The following is a 17,304-nucleotide window of genomic DNA, read 5'->3' as shown; positions in this document are numbered from 1 at the left end:
CCGTGCGCGCTGAGACAGTGCCACTCACGCCTCAGCTCGATCCCGAGGCGCATCTGTCCACGAAGGAGCATGGATGCGCTACCGCTTCCCCCTGCCCAGATGTGCGGCCGGCGGCCTGGCCGCCTGCCTCGCCACGGCCGGTCTGCTGGTCTCACCGGCACTGGCCGCGCCACCGCCACACTCTCCGGCTGCCGACCGCCCCGTCCCCGCGTCCCGGTCCGCGTCCCACCCCGTACCACCGACCGGCCCGAGGGTTGGCGCGAACGAGAGGTCCGCGCTTCAGGAACGGCCGCGCGGCGTCGCCCAACTGCCCCCGCTCAGCGCGAAGAATCCCCCCACTTCTTCGACTGCGGCGGGTGACCGGAAGGGCACGGACCACGGCGCCGCGGCGGCGTGCAGCCCGTCCGACTTCGGCAGCCGGACCGGCCCCGAACTGGTCACCTTCATCGAGTCCTCGACCACGGACTGCGTCAACACCCTGTTCAGCGTCACCGGCAAGGACGCGTACAACGTCTTCCGCGAGGACCAGATGGTCACCGTGGCCAACGCCTTCCAGGGCGGGGCGACGACGTATCCCGGTAACAACTCGGAGCATGTGTGGCAGCTCGTGCTGTTTCTGCGCGCGGGCTACTACGTGCAGTCCAACCACGCGGACGACGTCGGCGACTACGGCCCGACCCTGGCGACGGCCTCCCGGGGCGGCCTGGACGCGTTCTTCGCCAACTCGCACACCAAGGAGGTCACTTCGGACAACGGCGACGTCCTGGGCGAGGTCATCATCCTTTCGGACAGCGCCAATGAGCAGGCCCGCTACCTGACCACCTACAAGCAGGTGCTGAGCGGGTACAACAGCTCCTACGACGACATCCCCAGCATGCTGGCCGCCGTCAACGACGTCTACACCCCGCTCTGGCGCGGGAACTGGAACCCCGAGTACGTCAAGGCGGTCACGGCCGATCCGAGCATCATCGACACCCTCAGCGCCTTCGCGCTCGACCACCTGGACATGCTGGGCACCGACAACTCCTACCTCGACTCCAACGCCGGGATGAACGTCGCCCGGTACGTCGAGCACGCGGCCCTCCAGGAGAAGGTCCGGCCGCTCATGAAGGGCCTGCTGGACGCCTCGAAGATCTCCGGTCCGACCGCGCCCCTGTGGGTCACCGTCGCTTCCCAGGCCGACGCCTACGACCAGGCCAACTGCTCGTACTTCGGCGTCTGCGACCTGTCCGGCCAGCTGACCAAGGCGGCCCTGCCGACCACCCACAGCTGCGACGCGACCCACACCGTCAAAGCGCAGTCCCTCACCCCCGAGGAACTCGACGCCACCTGCGCCAGCGTCCTGGCCCAGGGCCCGTACGTCCAGAACCTGGTGAAGAACAACGGCCCGATCCCCGGCCAGTACGAATCGACCATCGACCTCGTCGTATTCGGCAGCCGCAAGGACTACCAGACCTATGCCGGGGCCATCTTCGGCGTCGACACCAACAACGGCGGCATCACCATGATCGGGGACCCCACCAAACCCGACAACAAGCCCATGTCGATCATGTACCAGAGGAGCGACGACAACGGCTTCCCGGCCCGGATCTGGAACCTCAACCACGAGTACACGCACTACCTCGACGCCCGTGACGACATGAAGGGCGACTTCGGCCAGCAGACGTCCGTCCCGGACATCTGGTGGATCGAGGGCCTCGGCGAGTACATCTCGTACAGCTACCGCAAGATCACCAACACCGAAGCGGTCTCCGAGGCCGGCAAACACACCTACAAGCTCAGCACGCTCTTCCAGAGCACCTACGACAACAGCGACGTGACCCGCACCTACCCCTGGGGCTACCTCGCGGTCCGCTACATGTTCGAGAAGCACCCCCAGGACATCGCCACCATGCTCGAACACTTCCGCACCGGCGACTACGCCGGCGGCTACGCCGTCTACAACACCGACATCGGCACCCGCTACGACGCCGACTTCGACTCCTGGCTCACCACCTGCGCCTCGGGCGCCTGCACCATCAAGCCGACCACGAAGTCCACACCTTCAGCACCCAGGCCTCGGGCCTGACCGTCCCTGTGAGCGAGAGCTTCGGCCCCGGTGGTTACTGACCCCGGGGCCGAGGCGCGAGCGAATCCGGCTCGCGCCCGCACGCCGCCCGTGCAGCCCGGCGTCCCTACTGCCACCCGGCCTGCCGACTGACCCGACCAGCCTGTCCTTGCACCGCGGTCACGCCCCATTGGTCCGCTCTGCGAGTGCCTCACGGACGCCGGCACGCTCGCGGCAGGAGGCGAGGGTCCGGGGGTGGTCGGGGCCGTGGAACCTGCTCTGGTCGGCGATCACCTCGTCCAGGACGCGGAGTCCCTCCTCAAGATGGCCGTCCAACGCCAGGAATCTGCCGAGCTGGTGACGGGTGCTCAGCGTACGTGAGTGCAGTCCGAGGACCCGTTGCTGATCCACCAAGACGGCACGGAGCAGCTCAACGGCATCCGCAGCACGGCCGGTCCGGCCGGTCAGCACGGCCTCCTCGTAACGGCTGCTCAGGGCCCAGGGGTGGGCGGTGCCCAATGCCTCGACGAGGGCGGTGTGTACCCGGCGGGTCAGCGCGAGGGCTTCCGCGGGGCGACCCGCGCGCCCCAGAGCCCGGGCGAGATCCTGCCGGGTGAGCCACACCTCCAGGTGCTGGGGGCCGAGCGCCTCCTCCATGACCGGCAGCACCTCGTGAAACTGGTGGACCGCGGCCTCGTGGTCACCGGCTTCGCTCGCGAACCGGGCCCGCCCACTCCGGGCGGCGAGGGTCTGTTCATGCCGGGGCCCCAGCAACCGCGTCCGGTCGCCGACCACCCGTAACAGCACGTCGACCGCCTCCTGGGGATGGCCCGCCTCCGCCACATAGCGGGCGATGTCATGCCACGTGTTCAAGGTGAGTGCGTTCCCGGCTGCCACGCATGCCGCCAGTCGTTCACGAGCTCCGGCCCCGCGGCCAGCAACTCGGCCACACCGAAACGGTTGCCGGTGCCGCGAGCCGCCCGGGCCACCCGCGGGTCGGCCGCCGCCGACCTGGCGCGTGCCACCTCGGCCGGCGTCCACAACCGCTCCAGCCGAAGGGGCTCAGCAGCCATGAGGAGCACCTCGCGACCCGAGCGCCAGGTCGCCGCATCGGTGACCTCGCGCTGCCGGGCCCCGTACCGGTCGTACTCCTTGCTGCGCATGGAGGCGAGCAGGACAACGTGCCGGTTCGCGCCGTCGAGCATGGCCCCCACCAGGTCGGTCGTCAGCCCGCCCACACCGAGGAACTGGTCGAATTCGTCGAACCACAGCACACACCGACGAACCTTCGCAGCCCCGGCCGCCACGGCTCGGAGGTCATGGCCCGGCTTCACGACGAACGCCTCGTGATCGGGCAGTGCCGCGCGCATCGCCTCGTAGGCCAACCGGGATTTTCCCGCGGTCGACTCACCGACGATCAGCACCAGCCCACCGAGTCGTAGCCTGTCGAGCAAGGCAGGGAAGCAGTCCCGCCGCACGAACTGCGGCAGTCTGTCGGACGGGGACGACGCACCGTGTGGGGCCGCCGGGTGGATGCCGAGCGCCATCGGGTCGTTCAGTTCCCCGACCACGCACCGTTCAGCCCGTCCCGGGAGGGCAGGGCCGACGCCGTCGACTCGCCGCCTTGCCAGCCGCCGCTCCGAAATGGCCCTCTGCGCATCGGCGGTGAACACTCCCGCCAGTGCGGCACCGGATGCCGCCAGCATCGCCGCACCCCAGGACGGTAGCCACGCGGCACCCATCACGGCTGCCGCGGTGCCCCCTCCGGACGCACCGACCAACACCACCCACGGACGCATCGATCGCCACAGCAATTCCGCCTCCGATGGCTGGAGATGGCGCAGCACAGCTGTCTGTCGGACTGCCATCTTCTCCACCCGGCGGACGGACAGCCAGCCCCCTGAACCGCCCGCCAAGGACCACTGCGCCTCCTGCCCCTCCGCCAAGCGGACCAGGACCGGCGGACCAGGACCAACGGCCGATCGCGCGCCCGCTGACGCGGGTTATACGTTCCTTGCACCAGCATCCGACGGGCCCTGCCAGGGGCCCGCGCGTCTCCAGAGGAACTGCCATGCGCGTCACGGGCTTCGACCACCTCGTTCTGAACGTCGCCGACATCGAGCGATCGCTCGCCTTCTACTGCGGGCCGCTCGGTCTGGAGCCCGTTCGGGTGGACGACTGGCGCGCGGGCGCGGTGTCCTTCCCCTCTGTGCGCGTGAGCCCGGAGACCATCATCGACCTCGTCCAGGGGCCCCGCGAGGGTTCCAATGTCGACCACCTCTGCCTGGTCGTCGAGCCCCTCGACTGGCAGGAGGTCATCGACTCGGGCGAGTTCACCGTGGTCGACGGCCCCGGCCCGCGCTTCGGCGCCCGTGGTGAGGGCCAGTCCCTGTACGTCAGCGACCCGGACGGCAACACCGTCGAACTCCGCTGGTACCCACACGACGCCTAGAGCCTGTCCGACGGGTCGTCTGGCGGGTGGTCTGGCGGGTCGCCCGACGGGGCGTCCGACGGATCTGCATGGGCGCCACCGAGCTGGGGTTACCCCCACCCCCGAGCGGTGGACCGCCGGATGGGCAACCGCAGGTGCGTGCGGCGATCGTGTCGCCTTCGGGTTTTCCGCTTGCCCGGCGGCGATGGCCCCGGCACACAGCGCCGAGAACCGACAGCCCGTCAGGCACTCCGGAAGGCCACCCGAAGGATCACGAAGGGTCACGAAGGGGGAACAGTGGACCGTTCCATGGAGCGCGCTCTCGCGCGCCGTACGTTACTGGCCGGCGCGGCGGGTACCGGTGCGGGAGCCATGTGGGGAGCGTCGGGGAGGGCCGTCGCCGTCGGGCGGGGGCAGCCGGTGGCGCAAGGGGCGGTGGACGCCGAGGTGGCGCGCCTGAAGCGGGGGCTGATCGAACTGCGGCGGGACCTCCACCGGCATCCGGAGGGGCCGGGGCAGGAGCAGCGCACCGCCGGTGTGGTGGCCCGGAAGCTGCGGGCGGCCGGGCTGGCCGTCACCACGGGGGTGGGCGGCCACGGCGTCGTCGCCGTCCTGCGGGGCGCACGTCCGGGCCGGACCGTCGCGTATCGGGCGGACATGGATGCGGTGCCGCCCAAGGACATCGTGGGGGGCGGTCCGGCTCCGGCCCATCTCTGCGGGCATGACGTCCACACCACGGTTGCCCTCGGCGTCGCACAGGTCCTGGCACGGCTGCGCCGGCACCTGGCGGGAACAGTGGTGTTCCTCTTCCAGCCTGCCGAGGAGAGCCTGTCGGGGGCCCGTGCGCTGATCGGCACAGGCGTGCTGGAGCGCACCCGCGTGGCGGAGATCCACGCGCTGCACTGCGGGCCGTTCCCCGTCGGCCGGTTCGCGGTGACCCCGGGCTTCGGGATGCCGGGGCAGGACAAGGCGGAGGTGACCGTCTCCGGGCCGGACGCGCCCGATGCCGCGCGGCGAATGGCCGCCGAGATCGGCGCGCTCGCAACGGTGGCGCTGCCGCAGACTCCCGCGGACCTTGAGCGGATCGTCGCCGACGCCCAGACTCCCCACGGGCCGCTGGCCGAGTTCGTGGCGGTTCGGGCCCGAGCGCAGGAGGCCAAGGTGACGGTGTCCTACCGCTGTTGGCCTCCGGAGCGGTACCTGGAGGTACGCCAGGACATCCACCGCCTGGCCACGTCATACCCGGGGGCCGGGCTGAGCTTCCCCACCGAGCCGTTCCCGGCCATGGTCTGCCCGGAACGCGACGCCCGCGTGCTCGCCCACCACCTGCGGCGCACACTCGGCCGGGACGCGGTTACCGAGCTCCATGCCGCCTTCCCTCCCTTCAGCGGCGAGGACTTCGCCCTCTACCTGGACCGCGTCCCCGGCACGTTCACCTTCCTCGGCGTCCGCGCCCCCGGCGCCCCCCTCACCACCAGCTACCCGCACTACCCCGACTTCGCCCCGGACGAGCGCGCCATCAGCGTCGGCGTACGGGCGATGGCAGGCTGGATCGCGGAGCGGGCCCATCGGGCGCATGGCGCGTCCAGCGGGTCTAGCGAGTCCGGCGGGTCCGGCGGGTCCGGCGGGTCCGGCGGGTCCGGCGGGTCCGGCGGTTAGGTCTGCCCGGCGGTTACGGGCCGAGCCGGAGGCGTGGGGCAGGATGGCTGAGCTCGGAGCAGCCGTTGCACCGCGACGTCACACTCGGCCGGCCAACAGGTCGTCCAGTTCGGCTGCGAAGAACAGGGCGGGGTCGAAGCCCATGTCGGTGAAGTGGCCGGCGAGTTCCAGGGACAGAACGCCGTGGAGCCGGGTCCAGAAGGCCAGGGCACGGTGGAGGGCCGCGGCCGGGGCGGGGTGGTCGCCGGCCCAGTCCCGGTGGTCTTCGAGGTGGGCACTGAACGGAGCCGCGGGGGCGTCCGGAGCGAGCGCCGTGCACGCGTCGAGCAGAGTCCTCATGATCTCGGAGGCGATGCCGGTGATGTCCTCGGGCGCGTGGTAGCCGGGGACGGGAGTGCCGTAGATGAGGAAATACCGCTGGGGGTCCTCCAGCGCCCAGCCGCGCAGGGCGTGGGCGAGTCCGGCCAGGTCGGCGCCGGTGGTGGAGGACGCGCGGAGGGACTCGGCGAGGCTCCGGTACGCCTCGCGGATGAGTTCGGTGATCAGCTCGTCGCGGCTGGCGAAGTAGCGGTAGAGCGCGGGTCCGCTCATGCCCAGCTGTTTGGCGATGGCGTTGAGGGAGAGGGCTGACGCGCCGGCCGTGGCGATCTGCTCCCAGGCGCGTTCCTTGATCTCTGCGCGCACCTGGGCGCGGTAGCGCTCCCGCGGGGTCCTCGTGTCCGTCTCCACGTCCGCATCCGCCTTCGCCACGACCTGTCACCTTCCCCAACCGGCTGACTAAACCCTCCAGATTGAGTTAGAGGCTATCACGCATCTATTGCCCCCTCACATCAACTTGGGTTATAACTTCTAACGAACCCAAGAAGCCCTAGCTGCGTGCGGGATGCACAGTACCGCTGCGCCACGTGCACGCCACCGAACGAGGGGAACCCCATGGCCACCACAGCCGAGTCACCTCAGCCCCACACAGGCCGGCATGCTCCGCTGCCGGTGACCGTCGCCTCCTGGGCCGTCCTCGTCATGGTGATCGGGCAGTTCGCCTTGATCGCCGGCCTCCCGGTCATGATCGTGTTGGTCGGCGCTCACCGTTCCGTTCGCGACCGGGCGGTGCGCTGGGCCACCACCCTGCTCGCCGTCGCATACGCCGTCCCACTCGTCGTATGGCTGGCCCGGCCCGACGGAGCGCAGAGCCTGCCCAAAGACATGCACCCCGTGTTCGCCGCGCTGATCGTCGCCACGTCCGCCGCAGTCATCGCCACCCTCCACCGGTCGCGGACGCGGTTCCTTCCCGCGCACTGACACACCTCCGGGCGGGCGCCCCACTCCCGCTCGCCCCCGTCACCGACGCCACGGACCACGCCGAACCCGCCGGGCACCAACGCCACAAGCAACGTCCGCAACTATGACGCGCCCGCCCGGCGCACCCCACCCACCCGACGACCGACGCCCACCGACCTCACACGCGCTTCGCCACCGACAACAACGCCCGCCCACCAACCGACAAAAACGCCACCCACCGACTGACAAGGGAGAGACCCCATGTCCGACATCCCCAACACCCGTATCCGCACTGCCCTGTTCACCGTGCCGCTCGTGGCCATCGGCGTCCTCGGCTCCGCCACCGCCCCGGCCGAAGCCACCACCTCTCATCCCAACAGGCCCCTCACCTGCCGCGGCGAAGGCGTCGACCCCCAGGCCCGCGTCCGCCACCGGACCGAGACCGTGATCCACGCCCCGCTGCGCACCATTTGGAAACTTCAGACCGACGTGGAGCGCTGGCCGTACTGGCAGGACGCCATCACCACCATGAAACGCCTCGACCACGGCCCGTTCCGCAAGGGTTCGGCGTTCCGGTGGACCACTCCGATACCTCCCAACCCCGCGACTCCCGCCACCGGCCTCGACATCACCTCGACCGTCCAACAGCTCAAACACCACTCCTGCATCCGCTGGACCGGCCCCGCGGTCGGCGAAGGTCTGCGCATCGACGGCGTGCACGTGTGGAACTTCACCAGGGTCAAGGGCGGCATCCGCGTGAGCACCGAAGAGACCCACACCGGCGCCGAGGTCGAAGCCGACGTCCCCACCGCGACCAAGCTCCTCCGCCAGGGCCTCGAAGCCTGGCTCCGCGACCTCAAAACCGCCGCCGAAGCCCCCCATCGGCCGCACTGAACCACGCACCAGGACCGGTTCCGCGGCGCCACCCCCGAAGAGACGCACAGTCCTCCACCCAGCGGCGCGCACCCGTCACTCACGTTCAGCGAGAACCCTCAACCCTCGCCGGAAGAAGGCACCTTGGTGGTAGCGGGGCCCGGGGTGCGGTGTCGTGTGAACACCCACAGCACGAGCCCGACGCCACTGAACCCGGCACCCAGAGCGCATACGGCGCCCCAGCCGGCCACCGTGTAGAGGGAGGTGGCGGCGAGGGCGCCGGTGGCGCTGCCGATCGAGTAGAAGACCATGTATCCACCGATCAGCCGACTGCCCGCGTCCGGGTACAGCGCGTAGATCAGGGTCTGGTTGGTGACATGGACCGCCTGCACGGCGAGGTCGAGCAGGATCACCCCGACCACCAGGGCCCAGAGCGAGCTGCGGGTGAAGGCCAAGGGCAGCCATGAGGCGGCGAGCAGTGCCAGAGCGATGCCGGTGGTCCGCCGGGAGAGTCCGCGGTCGCTCAGGCGGCCGGCCACCGTCGCGGCCAGGGCGCCCGCGACACCGATCAGCCCCAGCGCCCCGATCGCACTGTGGGGCAGGAAGTACGGGGCCTCGCTGAGCGGCAACGCGACGCTGCTCCACAGAGTGCTGAAGGCAGCGAAGATCAGCAGACCGAACAGGGCCCGGAGCCGCAGCAGTCGTTCCCGGGCGAACAGGGTGATCGTGGAGCGCAGGAGCTGTCCGTAGCGCAGGGTTGTCGGCGGAGCGTCACACCGGCGCGGCAGCGCTCGGTACAGGACCAGGGCGAGCAGAGCGGTGAGCGACGCCGAGGCGAGGTAGACGGAGCGCCAGCCCGCGAGATCGGCCATGAGGCCGGATGCGGTGCGGGCGAGCAGGATTCCGACGACCACGCCGCTGGTGACCAGACCGACGACCCGTCCGCGCCCGGCGGGAGGGGCCAGTGCTGCCGCGAAGGCCACCAGCGTCTGCGTCACGACCGCGAGAAGCCCCGTCGCGGCCATGCCCATGAGCAGGATCGCCGCCGTGTGGGCCGCGGCTACCACGGCCAGCGCCACCACCAGGAGCAGCAACTGGGCCACGACGAGCCGTCTGCGGTCGGCCACGTCGCCCAGCGGCACGAGGAAGAAGAGTCCCAGCCCGTATCCGACATGCGTGAGGGTGACCACGCTGCCGACCAGTGCCGGGCTCATGGCGAGGTCGTGACCCATCGTCACCAGGAGCGGCTGGGAGAAGTAGACGTTGGCCACCGCGGCCCCGCAGGCGACGGCGAACAGCATGACGACGCCACGGGACAGGACGGGCGCGGGACCCTCCCCACTGCGGGCCTCGGTCCGTCGCGTCACAGCCTGACCGTTGCCGGGCATCAGCACTCCCCCATATCTGGTTTCATCTTGCTACCAATGGCGACGGTAAGCATTTTGGTAGCATGTTGCAACCGTCGAGAGAGTGAGGGACGCCATGGTGACCAGGACGCGCTTCGACGACAGCGAATGTCCCGTCGCCCGGTCGGTGGACGCGATCGGCGACTGGTGGTCCCTGCTGATCGTGCGGGACGCCTTCGACGGAAGCCGGCGCTTCGGGGAGTTCCAGCGCAGCCTCGGCGTAGCGAAGAACATCCTCACCGCGCGCCTGCGCACCCTGGTCGCCGGCGGCGTCCTCGAATCCGTCCCCGCCTCGGACGGCAGCGCCTACCGCGAGTACGTACTGACTCCGAAGGGCAAGGCACTCTTCCCCGTCATCGTGGCACTGCGGCAGTGGGGCGAAGAGAACTTCTTCACCCCCGGCGAACCGCACTCACAGCTGGTCGACCGCCAACAGGGACACCGCCTCCGCCCACTGGAAGTACTGTCCGCGGACGGGCGACGGCTCAACCCCGACGACACCACCGTCCACAAGGTCGCCGGCCAGTGATCCGGGCGTTCACGCGCAGAGCGCGAACGACGCTCGCTGTAGCCGCTTGGCATCGTCTTGGGCCATGAGGTCGACTGACGAGAGCCGTGACGTAGAGGGGGGTCGCCAAGAAGGCTCGATCCCGTCAGTGGCCCTGGCCGCCGCCGTGGTTGGCGCCCCCGTGGTCGCCGTGGCCTTGGCCGCCGGTCTGGCTGCCAGCGCCGAGGCCGCCGCTCTGGCCCCCACTGCCGACGATCGTCCACGGCCGCATCAGGTCATCGAGAGCATGGACGAACGCTCGTGGTTGGTGTAGGCGCAGATCGCTTCGGGTGGTCCGCGGTCACGCTGATGGTCGGCCCGAGAAGGCCCATGCCGATCGCCTTGCGAGGATCGTGCGGGTTCTTGGCCCACTAACCCCATACGGTTGCCGGCTTGAGATCCCGGTGGAAGCGCCACGAGCCCTGCCGCATCGTGATCTCGTAGTAGTCGGCACCCGGATAGACGGAAGGATCCGGGACGGCCGTCAACGGCGTGGGCAGCGGTCAACGTACTTCTCCAGCGGAGGAGTTGACGTCACTGGGGCATCGTCCGCAGACCCTGTCCCGTGAGACGACGACGCATACCTGTGCGCTCCCAGAACACCCAGTGGAAGCATGGCCGCGCCCCCCATGGCACCGGCCATGAGGAATTTCCTTCGCCCGAACATCGTCCCCAGCCTTCCTTCGCCTCACCTGACGAGCAAGGGATACAAGGCTGGTCAGGGACGTTGCCGCAGCGCGCCGGTCCGGTCCGCCCTGGCCGGGCCCGGGATATCCCGGCCGGCCGGTGAGTGGCCGACCGGGACGTCGGGCTCAGGCGAGGTCGAACCGGTCGAGGTTCATTACCTTGTCCCAGGCCGCCACGAAGTCACGCACGAACTTCTCTCCCGCGTCCCGGGACGCGTAGACCTCCGAGACGGCTCGGAGCTGCGAGTGTGAACCGAAGATGAGGTCTACGGCGGTGGCGGTCCACTTGACCTCGCCCGTGACGCGATCCCGGCCTTCGAATACGTCCTCAGACGATGTTGACGCCTTCCACTCCGTGCCCATGTCGAGCAGGTTGGCGAAGAAGTCATTGGTCAATGTCTCCGGACGCTGTGTGAAGACGCCATGGGGGCATCCCGCGAAGCCGGCGTTCAGGGCCCGCATACCGCCCATCAGCACCGTCATCTCGGGAGCCGTCAGCGTCAACAGGCTGGCGCGGTCCAGCAGGAGCGTCTCCGGTGACAGCTTCTCTCCCGCCCGGAGGTAGTTGCGGAACCCGTCCGCCTTGGGTTCGAGCACGGCGAACGCCTCCACGTCGGTCTGCTCCTGCGAGGCGTCCGTGCGTCCAGGTGCGAACGGGACGGTGATGTCGTACCCGGCGTTCTTCGCAGCCTTCTCGACGGCCGCGCATCCGCCCAGGACGATCAGGTCCGCGAGGGACACTTTCCTTCCGCCGGCCTGTGAGCCGTTGAAGTCCTGCCGGATCCCTTCGAGGGTCTGCAACACCTCGGCCACCTCGGGCAGGTCGTTGACCTCCCAGCCCTTTTGCGGTGCGAGGCGGATCCGTGCCCCGTTGGCCCCGCCACGCTTGTCGGTGCCGCGGAAGCTCGACGCCGACGCCCAAGCGGTGGTGACCAGCTGGGAGACGGACAGTCCCGAGGCGAGGATCCTGTCCTTGAGGGCAGCGATGTCGTCGGCCGCGACCAGTTCGTGATCGACCTCGGGGACGGGGTCCTGCCAGAGCTGCGGCTCGGGAATCCACGGGCCGAGGTAGCGCGAGATGGGTCCCATGTCGCGGTGCAGCAGCTTGTACCACGCCTTGGCGAACGCCACCGCGAGCTTGTCCGGGTTCTCGTGGAAGCTCTTCGCGATCGGTCCGTAGACCGGGTCCACCTTCAGCCCGAGGTCCGTCGTCAGCATCATGGGAGCGTGCCGCTTCGACGGGTCATGAGCATCCGGCACCGTGTTCTGGGCCGCGGCATCCTTGGGAGTCCACTGGTTCGCACCGGCGGGGCTCGTCGTCAGCTCCCAGTCGTACCGGAACAGGTTGTCCAGGTACTCGTTGTCCCACTTCGTCGGCTCGGAGGTCCATGCGCCCTCGAGCCCACTGGTGAGCGCGTCGGCGCCCTTGCCGCTGCCGTACGTGTTCCTCCAGCCGAGGCCCTGCTGCTCAAGGGGACACGCCTCGGGCTCCGGGCCGATGTACGAGGGATCGACCGCACCATGGCACTTGCCGAACGTGTGTCCGCCGACGATGAGCGCCACCGTCTCCTCGTCGTTCATCGCCATGCGCCCGAATGTCTCGCGGATGTCCCTGGCGGCAGCCATCGGGTCCGGGTTGCCGTTGGGCCCCTCCGGATTGACGTAGATCAGACCCATCTGCACGGCACCGAAGGGGCCGGTGAGTTCCCTGTCGCCGGTGTAGCGCTCGTCTCCGAGCCAGGTGTCCTCGGGCCCCCAGAAGATTTCCTCGGGTTCCCAGATGTCCTCTCGTCCGAAGCCGAACCCGAACGTCTTGAACCCCATCGATTCCATGGCACAGTTGCCGGCGAAGACCAGAAGGTCGGCCCAGGAGATTTTGCGGCCGTACTTCTGCTTGACCGGCCAGAGCAAACGGCGTGCCTTGTCGAGGCTCGCGTTGTCCGGCCAGCTGTTGAGGGGGGCGAAGCGCTGAGCGCCGGCGCCGCCACCGCCCCGGCCGTCCGCGATGCGATACGTTCCCGCGGCATGCCAACTCATCCGGATGAAGAGCGGCCCGTAGTGGCCGTAGTCGGCAGGCCACCAGTCCTGCGACGTCTTCATCACCTCGAATACGTCGCGCTTCAGCGCGTCGACGTCGAGGGTCGAGAACTCCTCTGCGTAGGTGAAGTCCTCGTCCATCGGATTGGACCGGGACGAGTGCTGATGGAGAATCTGAAGGTCCAGCTGATTCGGCCACCAGTCCCGGTTCGTCCTGGGCCGGGTCGGCGTGGGGGCCGGGGAGGGGATTACTGGGTTCTCGCTTTCGCTGCCGGACACGTCCGTCCTTCTTCCTGTCTCGGTGTTTCCTTCTGCTGGCTGCTTGCTCTTGACGTTGGTTTGTCTCGTGGTGTCGAACACTGCGACCGCGCTCACAGCGCGCCACGGCGCCCGCCGGCCGGCATCGCCTGACCAGACCCGCGGCAGTCAACGGGGGCTACCGCGGCCGGCGAGAACCCACTCTCATGCACGGCGCCGATGACCGATCCTGTGTCGGCGTCCGTATGGTCGCGCACCACAGGCCGCACCGTTACGAGAACACGCTGAGCACTCTGCGTAACACGCACTCAAAGTCCGGAGGGGACGCCGTCGCGCTCCGGTGAATACCAGGCCATGGACGACCCGGATGGCCAAGGGCCCGGCGCCGTCGGGCATCCGCGATGAGATCGAACGAGACGTCCGCGGGGTGTTCGCCGCTCTGGGCGTCAGCGCTTTCCGGGCGAGGCGATGGTGTTGCAGACACTCCGTCAGATCAGCAACGGGTTCGAGGCGGGGGCGGGGCCCACACCGGTGGGAATCTCGTCCCGTCCCCTTACCCGGACACCTTGCTCATACTGCGCGGGTCGACGCGCCGCGGTACCGAAATGCAGCCAGAGCCGTCGCCTCGGGTTGGACTCCAGGCGCACTCAAGGCGCCTCGGTGTCCGGGTCGCAGAGAATTCGAGCCGAGCACACCAGTCGGACCGAAAGCAATGGACGCACAAGGCAACCTTTCCCGCCCATAATAAAAGTGTCGATATTTGCGAAATCTTTAATGTTGATTGACCAATTGTTTAATCAGGCGCGCTTGATCTCCATTGTGGCCCGGGTTTTACTGGTGAGGATAACCCATGCGCAACCTCCCTCCCAGAGAGAGGCCCCAGTGAGTTTTCCGTCGATTAATTTATCTCTTTTCATTTACATTGCTTCCAACCCTGATCGCACGTCGACAATTCAGCCACCTACCCCCTCACTCTCGCATTCCGGGTAAATCCCGAGGGGAATTCGCGGCGGGGGAACAATGAGCCGGGATGCCGGCGCGGGACTACACGGTACACATGGGAGCGATAAATATGGGCAACAACGTCATTACTGTCCTTGTGGTCGAGAACCAGACCCTGCTCAGGGAGGCACTCTGCGACGTGCTGGCGGCCCAGCCCGACATCGAGATCATCGGCGGCGTTCCCAATGACGAAGGCGCCGTACACGTGGCAGCCGAGACGCGCCCCGAAGTCGTCCTGCTGGACGGTGCCGAGCCGCACGAGATCATCACTCGGGTCGCCGCATTGCGGAGGGTGTCACCGGAGTCGCACTGCATCGTCCTGACGTCTTTCCATCACCCCGAACTCATCAAGCACGCCCTGCGGCTGCATGTGAGCGGATTCTTAACCAAAAGCCTCACCCGGGAAGAAGTAATATCCGCTATCCGCAGCGTCAGCAGTCATCCCGACCAGATATTGTTATCCGTTCCGAAGGAAAGTCTCGCGGCTGCGCGGCAGGACGTTGAGGTGCACCTTTCCTCGCGAGAGCTGCAGATCATGGAGAATGTGGCGCAGGGGCTCAGTAATGGCCAGATAGCCAGTCGGCTGGACATCACTGAGGCCACCGTGAAACGCCATCTACGGAATATCTTCGACAAGCTGGGGGCCGTTTCCCGTATCGATGCGGTCAACAAGGCGAAGTCGATGCTCGTTCTCGGATTCTCCGCGAGCCGGAACGGCATGGGGCGGATGAAGGGGAAGGGCGATGGCGCCGGGCAGGGGAACGTACGCGGAAGGATGCGCGCGAACGGGCACGAGTACGTGGTCCCGCACCGAGCAGCACTGCGGGTGACAGTGGGTTCCTGACGCAGGGAAGGTAGCGGGCCGTTTCTTCCCTGTCCCTCTCCCGGGGCTCAGGGAAGAACGGCCCGCCGCACATCAGCAGGTACGACAGGCGCTCACAGGCGCTTGACTGCGTGCAGGATGTACTCGTCCCGGTCCAGCGGATCGGGTCCCGCAGGCCGGGGCCGTACGGGGAAACTGCCGCTGACCGGCCTGTGACCGTGCAGCTGGGACAGGAAAACGCCTTCCCCGTTGGTGAGTGAGGGGATACGCCGACCGAGCTCATGGACGCGGCCGGCGGGCAGGGTGCCCTCCAGCAGGAACGCGTCCCCCCGGGCCAGGGGGACTTCAGGAGTGGCACCCAGCGCCGCCAGATTCGCCAGGACAGTGCTCAGCACGGCGGCCGGGATCTCCAGCTCGAAGGCGCTGACCGGCTCATACACCTGCGTCCCCGCCTGCTTGAGCGCGCTCATCAGGACCAGGGGCGTCACCTTGCGGAAGTCGTCCGCCGCGCTGACCGGACTGGCGAAGCCGGAGCGGTTCAAGGTGACGACGACGTCGGTGACCTGCCAGCCGTGCAGCCCGTGCCGCAGGGTGGTGTGCACCGTCTCCTCGATCGCCTTGTGGAACGCTCCCGGCAGCGAGCCTCGTTCGACCGCAAGGCGGAAGTCGATGCCGCTGCCCTCCTTGCCGGGCTCCACCCGCAGTCCCACCGTCGCCCAGAAGTAGTTGAGCTTGCGCAGATCCCACTCCTCCAGCGCCTCACCGACTCCGACAGGCTTTTCGATGCAGACGGTCCGGGACTCCTTGAAGACGGCCCGGACGCCGAAGGACTCGGCGAGCGTGGTGTGGATGATGTCCTTCTGCACCTCCCCGTACAGGCGGAGCACCGTCCCGTGCGCGCTCTCCTCGTCCTGCCGCAGCTCGATGGACGGGTCTTGCTCGCTCAGCATCCGCAGGGCGGCGTGCAGCCGGCCCGAATCCTCCGGGCACTCGGGCCCGACCACCGTCTCAAGGTTGGGCGGGGCGAAGAAGTTCCGCGGCGGCGGCTCTTCGCGGTAGCCGGCCTGGTCGCCGATCCGGACGTCCTTCAGCCCCCAGACCTTGGCGATGTCCCCGGCCGCCGCCCGGGCCTCGACGGTGGCGGAGCCGTGCTCGTAGACCCGCAGCGAGGTGATCTTGCCGGGGTGCTCGGTCACCTGACCCGCGTGGTCGGTGCGGTGCAGCGTGACATGGTCGCGGGTGGCCAGCGAGCCCGATCGCAGCCGTAGGTAGGCGATGGACTCCCCCCGTGGGCCGCGCTCGACCTTGAAGACAGTGCCGAGCAGGGGGGCCTCGTCCTCGCCGTCGTGCACCGCGGGCAGGAACTCCCGGATGCCGCTCAGCAGTTCGACCAGCCCCTCGCCCTTCAGTGCCGAGCCGAAGAACACCGGGTACACCTGGCCGTCCGCGGTCTGCCGGGCCAGTTCCTCGGCGTACTCCTTGTCGGTCAGCCGCGCTCCGCCGTCCAGGTCCAGATAAGAGGTGAGGAACGCGTCATTGTGAAGGGACAGCAACTCGCCGAGTTCGGTGGCGAACGCCGGGTCGTCGGGACGGCGCGGGATCGCCCGCGCGGCGGGGGTCCCGATGTCCGTTACGGCGGACACCGCCACCGCGGACGGCGTGAGCCGCTTCGCGATCTCCTCCAGAACGCCGCCGTAGCGCGCGCCGCGACGGTCGATCTTGTTGACGAAGACCAGGGTGGGAATCCGCAGCCGCCGCAGCGTCCGCATCAGGATGCGGGTCTGCGGCTGCACTCCCTCCACGGCCGAGACGACCAGCACGACGCCGTCGAGCACGCCGAGTGCCCGCTCCACCTCCGCGATGAAGTCGGAGTGGCCGGGAGTATCGATGAGGTTGACCTTCAGTCCGTCGGTGACGAAGGTAGCCACGGCGGACCGGATGGTGATGCCACGGCGCCGCTCCAGCTCCATGGAGTCGGTCTGTGTGGTCCCGGCGTCCACACTCCCGAACTCCTCGATCGCGCCGGTGTGGTGCAGCAGCCGCTCGGTGAGGGAAGTCTTTCCCGCGTCAACGTGCGCGAGGATTCCCAGGTTCAGCTTCTTGTTCATAGAGACTCTTTGATGTCCTGAATGTCGTCATGCGGTCCTCTTCCTTGGTGGGGTGGGTGGTTGCCTGCCGCATCGCTTCGACCTTCTCCGTTCGCCGCTGTAGCTGCTGGTCCGGCTGGTGCAGTCGATGCCCCCAGCCGTCGTACGGG

Annotated in this window: 13 protein-coding genes; 7 read left to right on the top strand and 6 right to left on the bottom strand. The window is 68.5% G+C overall.

Annotated elements, in window-relative coordinates; genetic code table 11:
• Nucleotides 1-73 precede the first annotated feature (73 nt).
• Nucleotides 74-2,068: a collagenase gene (locus TU31_RS22995; RefSeq protein WP_042157845.1), complete on the top strand. Its 1,995-nt coding sequence runs from the start codon at nucleotides 74-76 to the stop codon at nucleotides 2,066-2,068.
• 159 nt (nucleotides 2,069-2,227) lie between these two features.
• On the opposite strand, the gene TU31_RS40305 is transcribed toward TU31_RS22995, so the two are convergent.
• Nucleotides 2,228-2,920, bottom strand: a complete 693-nt coding sequence (locus tag TU31_RS40305; RefSeq protein ID WP_042157843.1) for a tetratricopeptide repeat protein — start codon at nucleotides 2,918-2,920, stop codon at nucleotides 2,228-2,230.
• Nucleotides 2,917-3,894 carry a hypothetical protein gene (locus TU31_RS38095; protein WP_158894608.1) on the bottom strand — a complete coding sequence of 326 codons (978 nt, stop codon included), beginning with the start codon at nucleotides 3,892-3,894 and terminating at the stop codon, nucleotides 2,917-2,919. Before TU31_RS38095 ends, TU31_RS40305 begins: the two co-directional genes overlap by 4 nt.
• A gap of 224 nt (nucleotides 3,895-4,118) precedes the next feature.
• On the opposite strand from TU31_RS38095, the gene TU31_RS22980 reads away from it, so the two are divergent.
• Together TU31_RS22980 and TU31_RS22975 are read left to right on the top strand one after the other, a co-directional pair.
• On the top strand, nucleotides 4,119-4,499 hold the full coding sequence (locus tag TU31_RS22980; protein WP_042157838.1) for a VOC family protein: 381 nt from the start codon (nucleotides 4,119-4,121) through the stop codon (nucleotides 4,497-4,499).
• Nucleotides 4,500-4,787: 288 nt separating this feature from the next.
• Entirely contained in the window at nucleotides 4,788-6,137 is a 1,350-nt protein-coding gene (locus tag TU31_RS22975) for a M20 metallopeptidase family protein (RefSeq protein WP_045867332.1), read from the top strand.
• A gap of 78 nt (nucleotides 6,138-6,215) precedes the next feature.
• Here TU31_RS22975 and TU31_RS22970 read toward each other — a convergent pair whose 3' ends face one another.
• The gene (locus TU31_RS22970) at nucleotides 6,216-6,887 is read right to left on the bottom strand and encodes a TetR/AcrR family transcriptional regulator (RefSeq protein ID WP_245698645.1); all 672 of its coding nucleotides are present in this window, start codon (nucleotides 6,885-6,887) and stop codon (nucleotides 6,216-6,218) included.
• Nucleotides 6,888-7,070: 183 nt separating this feature from the next.
• Here TU31_RS22970 and TU31_RS22965 point away from each other — a divergent pair, with 183 nt between their 5' ends.
• Together TU31_RS22965 and TU31_RS22960 are read left to right on the top strand one after the other, a co-directional pair.
• Nucleotides 7,071-7,436 (top strand): hypothetical protein, encoded by a 366-nt coding sequence (locus TU31_RS22965; RefSeq protein WP_042157836.1) that lies wholly within the window; start codon nucleotides 7,071-7,073, stop codon nucleotides 7,434-7,436.
• Between the two features lie 240 nt (nucleotides 7,437-7,676).
• Nucleotides 7,677-8,309, top strand: coding sequence for an SRPBCC family protein (locus tag TU31_RS22960; RefSeq protein WP_042157833.1), 633 nt, complete (start codon nucleotides 7,677-7,679; stop codon nucleotides 8,307-8,309).
• A 98-nt stretch (nucleotides 8,310-8,407) separates the two neighbouring features.
• Here TU31_RS22960 and TU31_RS22955 read toward each other — a convergent pair whose 3' ends face one another.
• Nucleotides 8,408-9,676, bottom strand: coding sequence for an MFS transporter (locus tag TU31_RS22955; RefSeq protein ID WP_181018646.1), 1,269 nt, complete (start codon nucleotides 9,674-9,676; stop codon nucleotides 8,408-8,410).
• Nucleotides 9,677-9,770: 94 nt separating this feature from the next.
• On the opposite strand from TU31_RS22955, the gene TU31_RS22950 reads away from it, so the two are divergent.
• Nucleotides 9,771-10,223: a winged helix-turn-helix transcriptional regulator gene (locus TU31_RS22950; RefSeq protein ID WP_042157831.1), complete on the top strand. Its 453-nt coding sequence runs from the start codon at nucleotides 9,771-9,773 to the stop codon at nucleotides 10,221-10,223.
• A gap of 830 nt (nucleotides 10,224-11,053) precedes the next feature.
• Here the strand turns inward: TU31_RS22950 and katG are convergent.
• Nucleotides 11,054-13,243: a catalase/peroxidase HPI gene (gene katG, locus TU31_RS22940; RefSeq protein WP_042157827.1), complete on the bottom strand. Its 2,190-nt coding sequence runs from the start codon at nucleotides 13,241-13,243 to the stop codon at nucleotides 11,054-11,056.
• Nucleotides 13,244-14,294: 1,051 nt separating this feature from the next.
• Here katG and TU31_RS22935 point away from each other — a divergent pair.
• Nucleotides 14,295-15,068, top strand: coding sequence for a LuxR C-terminal-related transcriptional regulator (locus TU31_RS22935; protein ID WP_158894605.1), 774 nt, complete (start codon nucleotides 14,295-14,297; stop codon nucleotides 15,066-15,068).
• A gap of 92 nt (nucleotides 15,069-15,160) precedes the next feature.
• On the opposite strand, the gene otr(A) is transcribed toward TU31_RS22935, so the two are convergent.
• Nucleotides 15,161-17,155 carry a tetracycline resistance ribosomal protection protein Otr(A) gene (gene otr(A) / locus TU31_RS22930; RefSeq protein WP_042157825.1) on the bottom strand — a complete coding sequence of 665 codons (1,995 nt, stop codon included), beginning with the start codon at nucleotides 17,153-17,155 and terminating at the stop codon, nucleotides 15,161-15,163.
• Nucleotides 17,156-17,304 lie beyond the last annotated feature (149 nt).

Origin of the sequence: Streptomyces lydicamycinicus, assembly GCF_000829715.2 — a bacterium.
Lineage (GTDB): Bacteria > Actinomycetota > Actinomycetes > Streptomycetales > Streptomycetaceae > Streptomyces > Streptomyces lydicamycinicus.
This window is presented reverse-complemented; position numbering and strand designations above follow the sequence as displayed.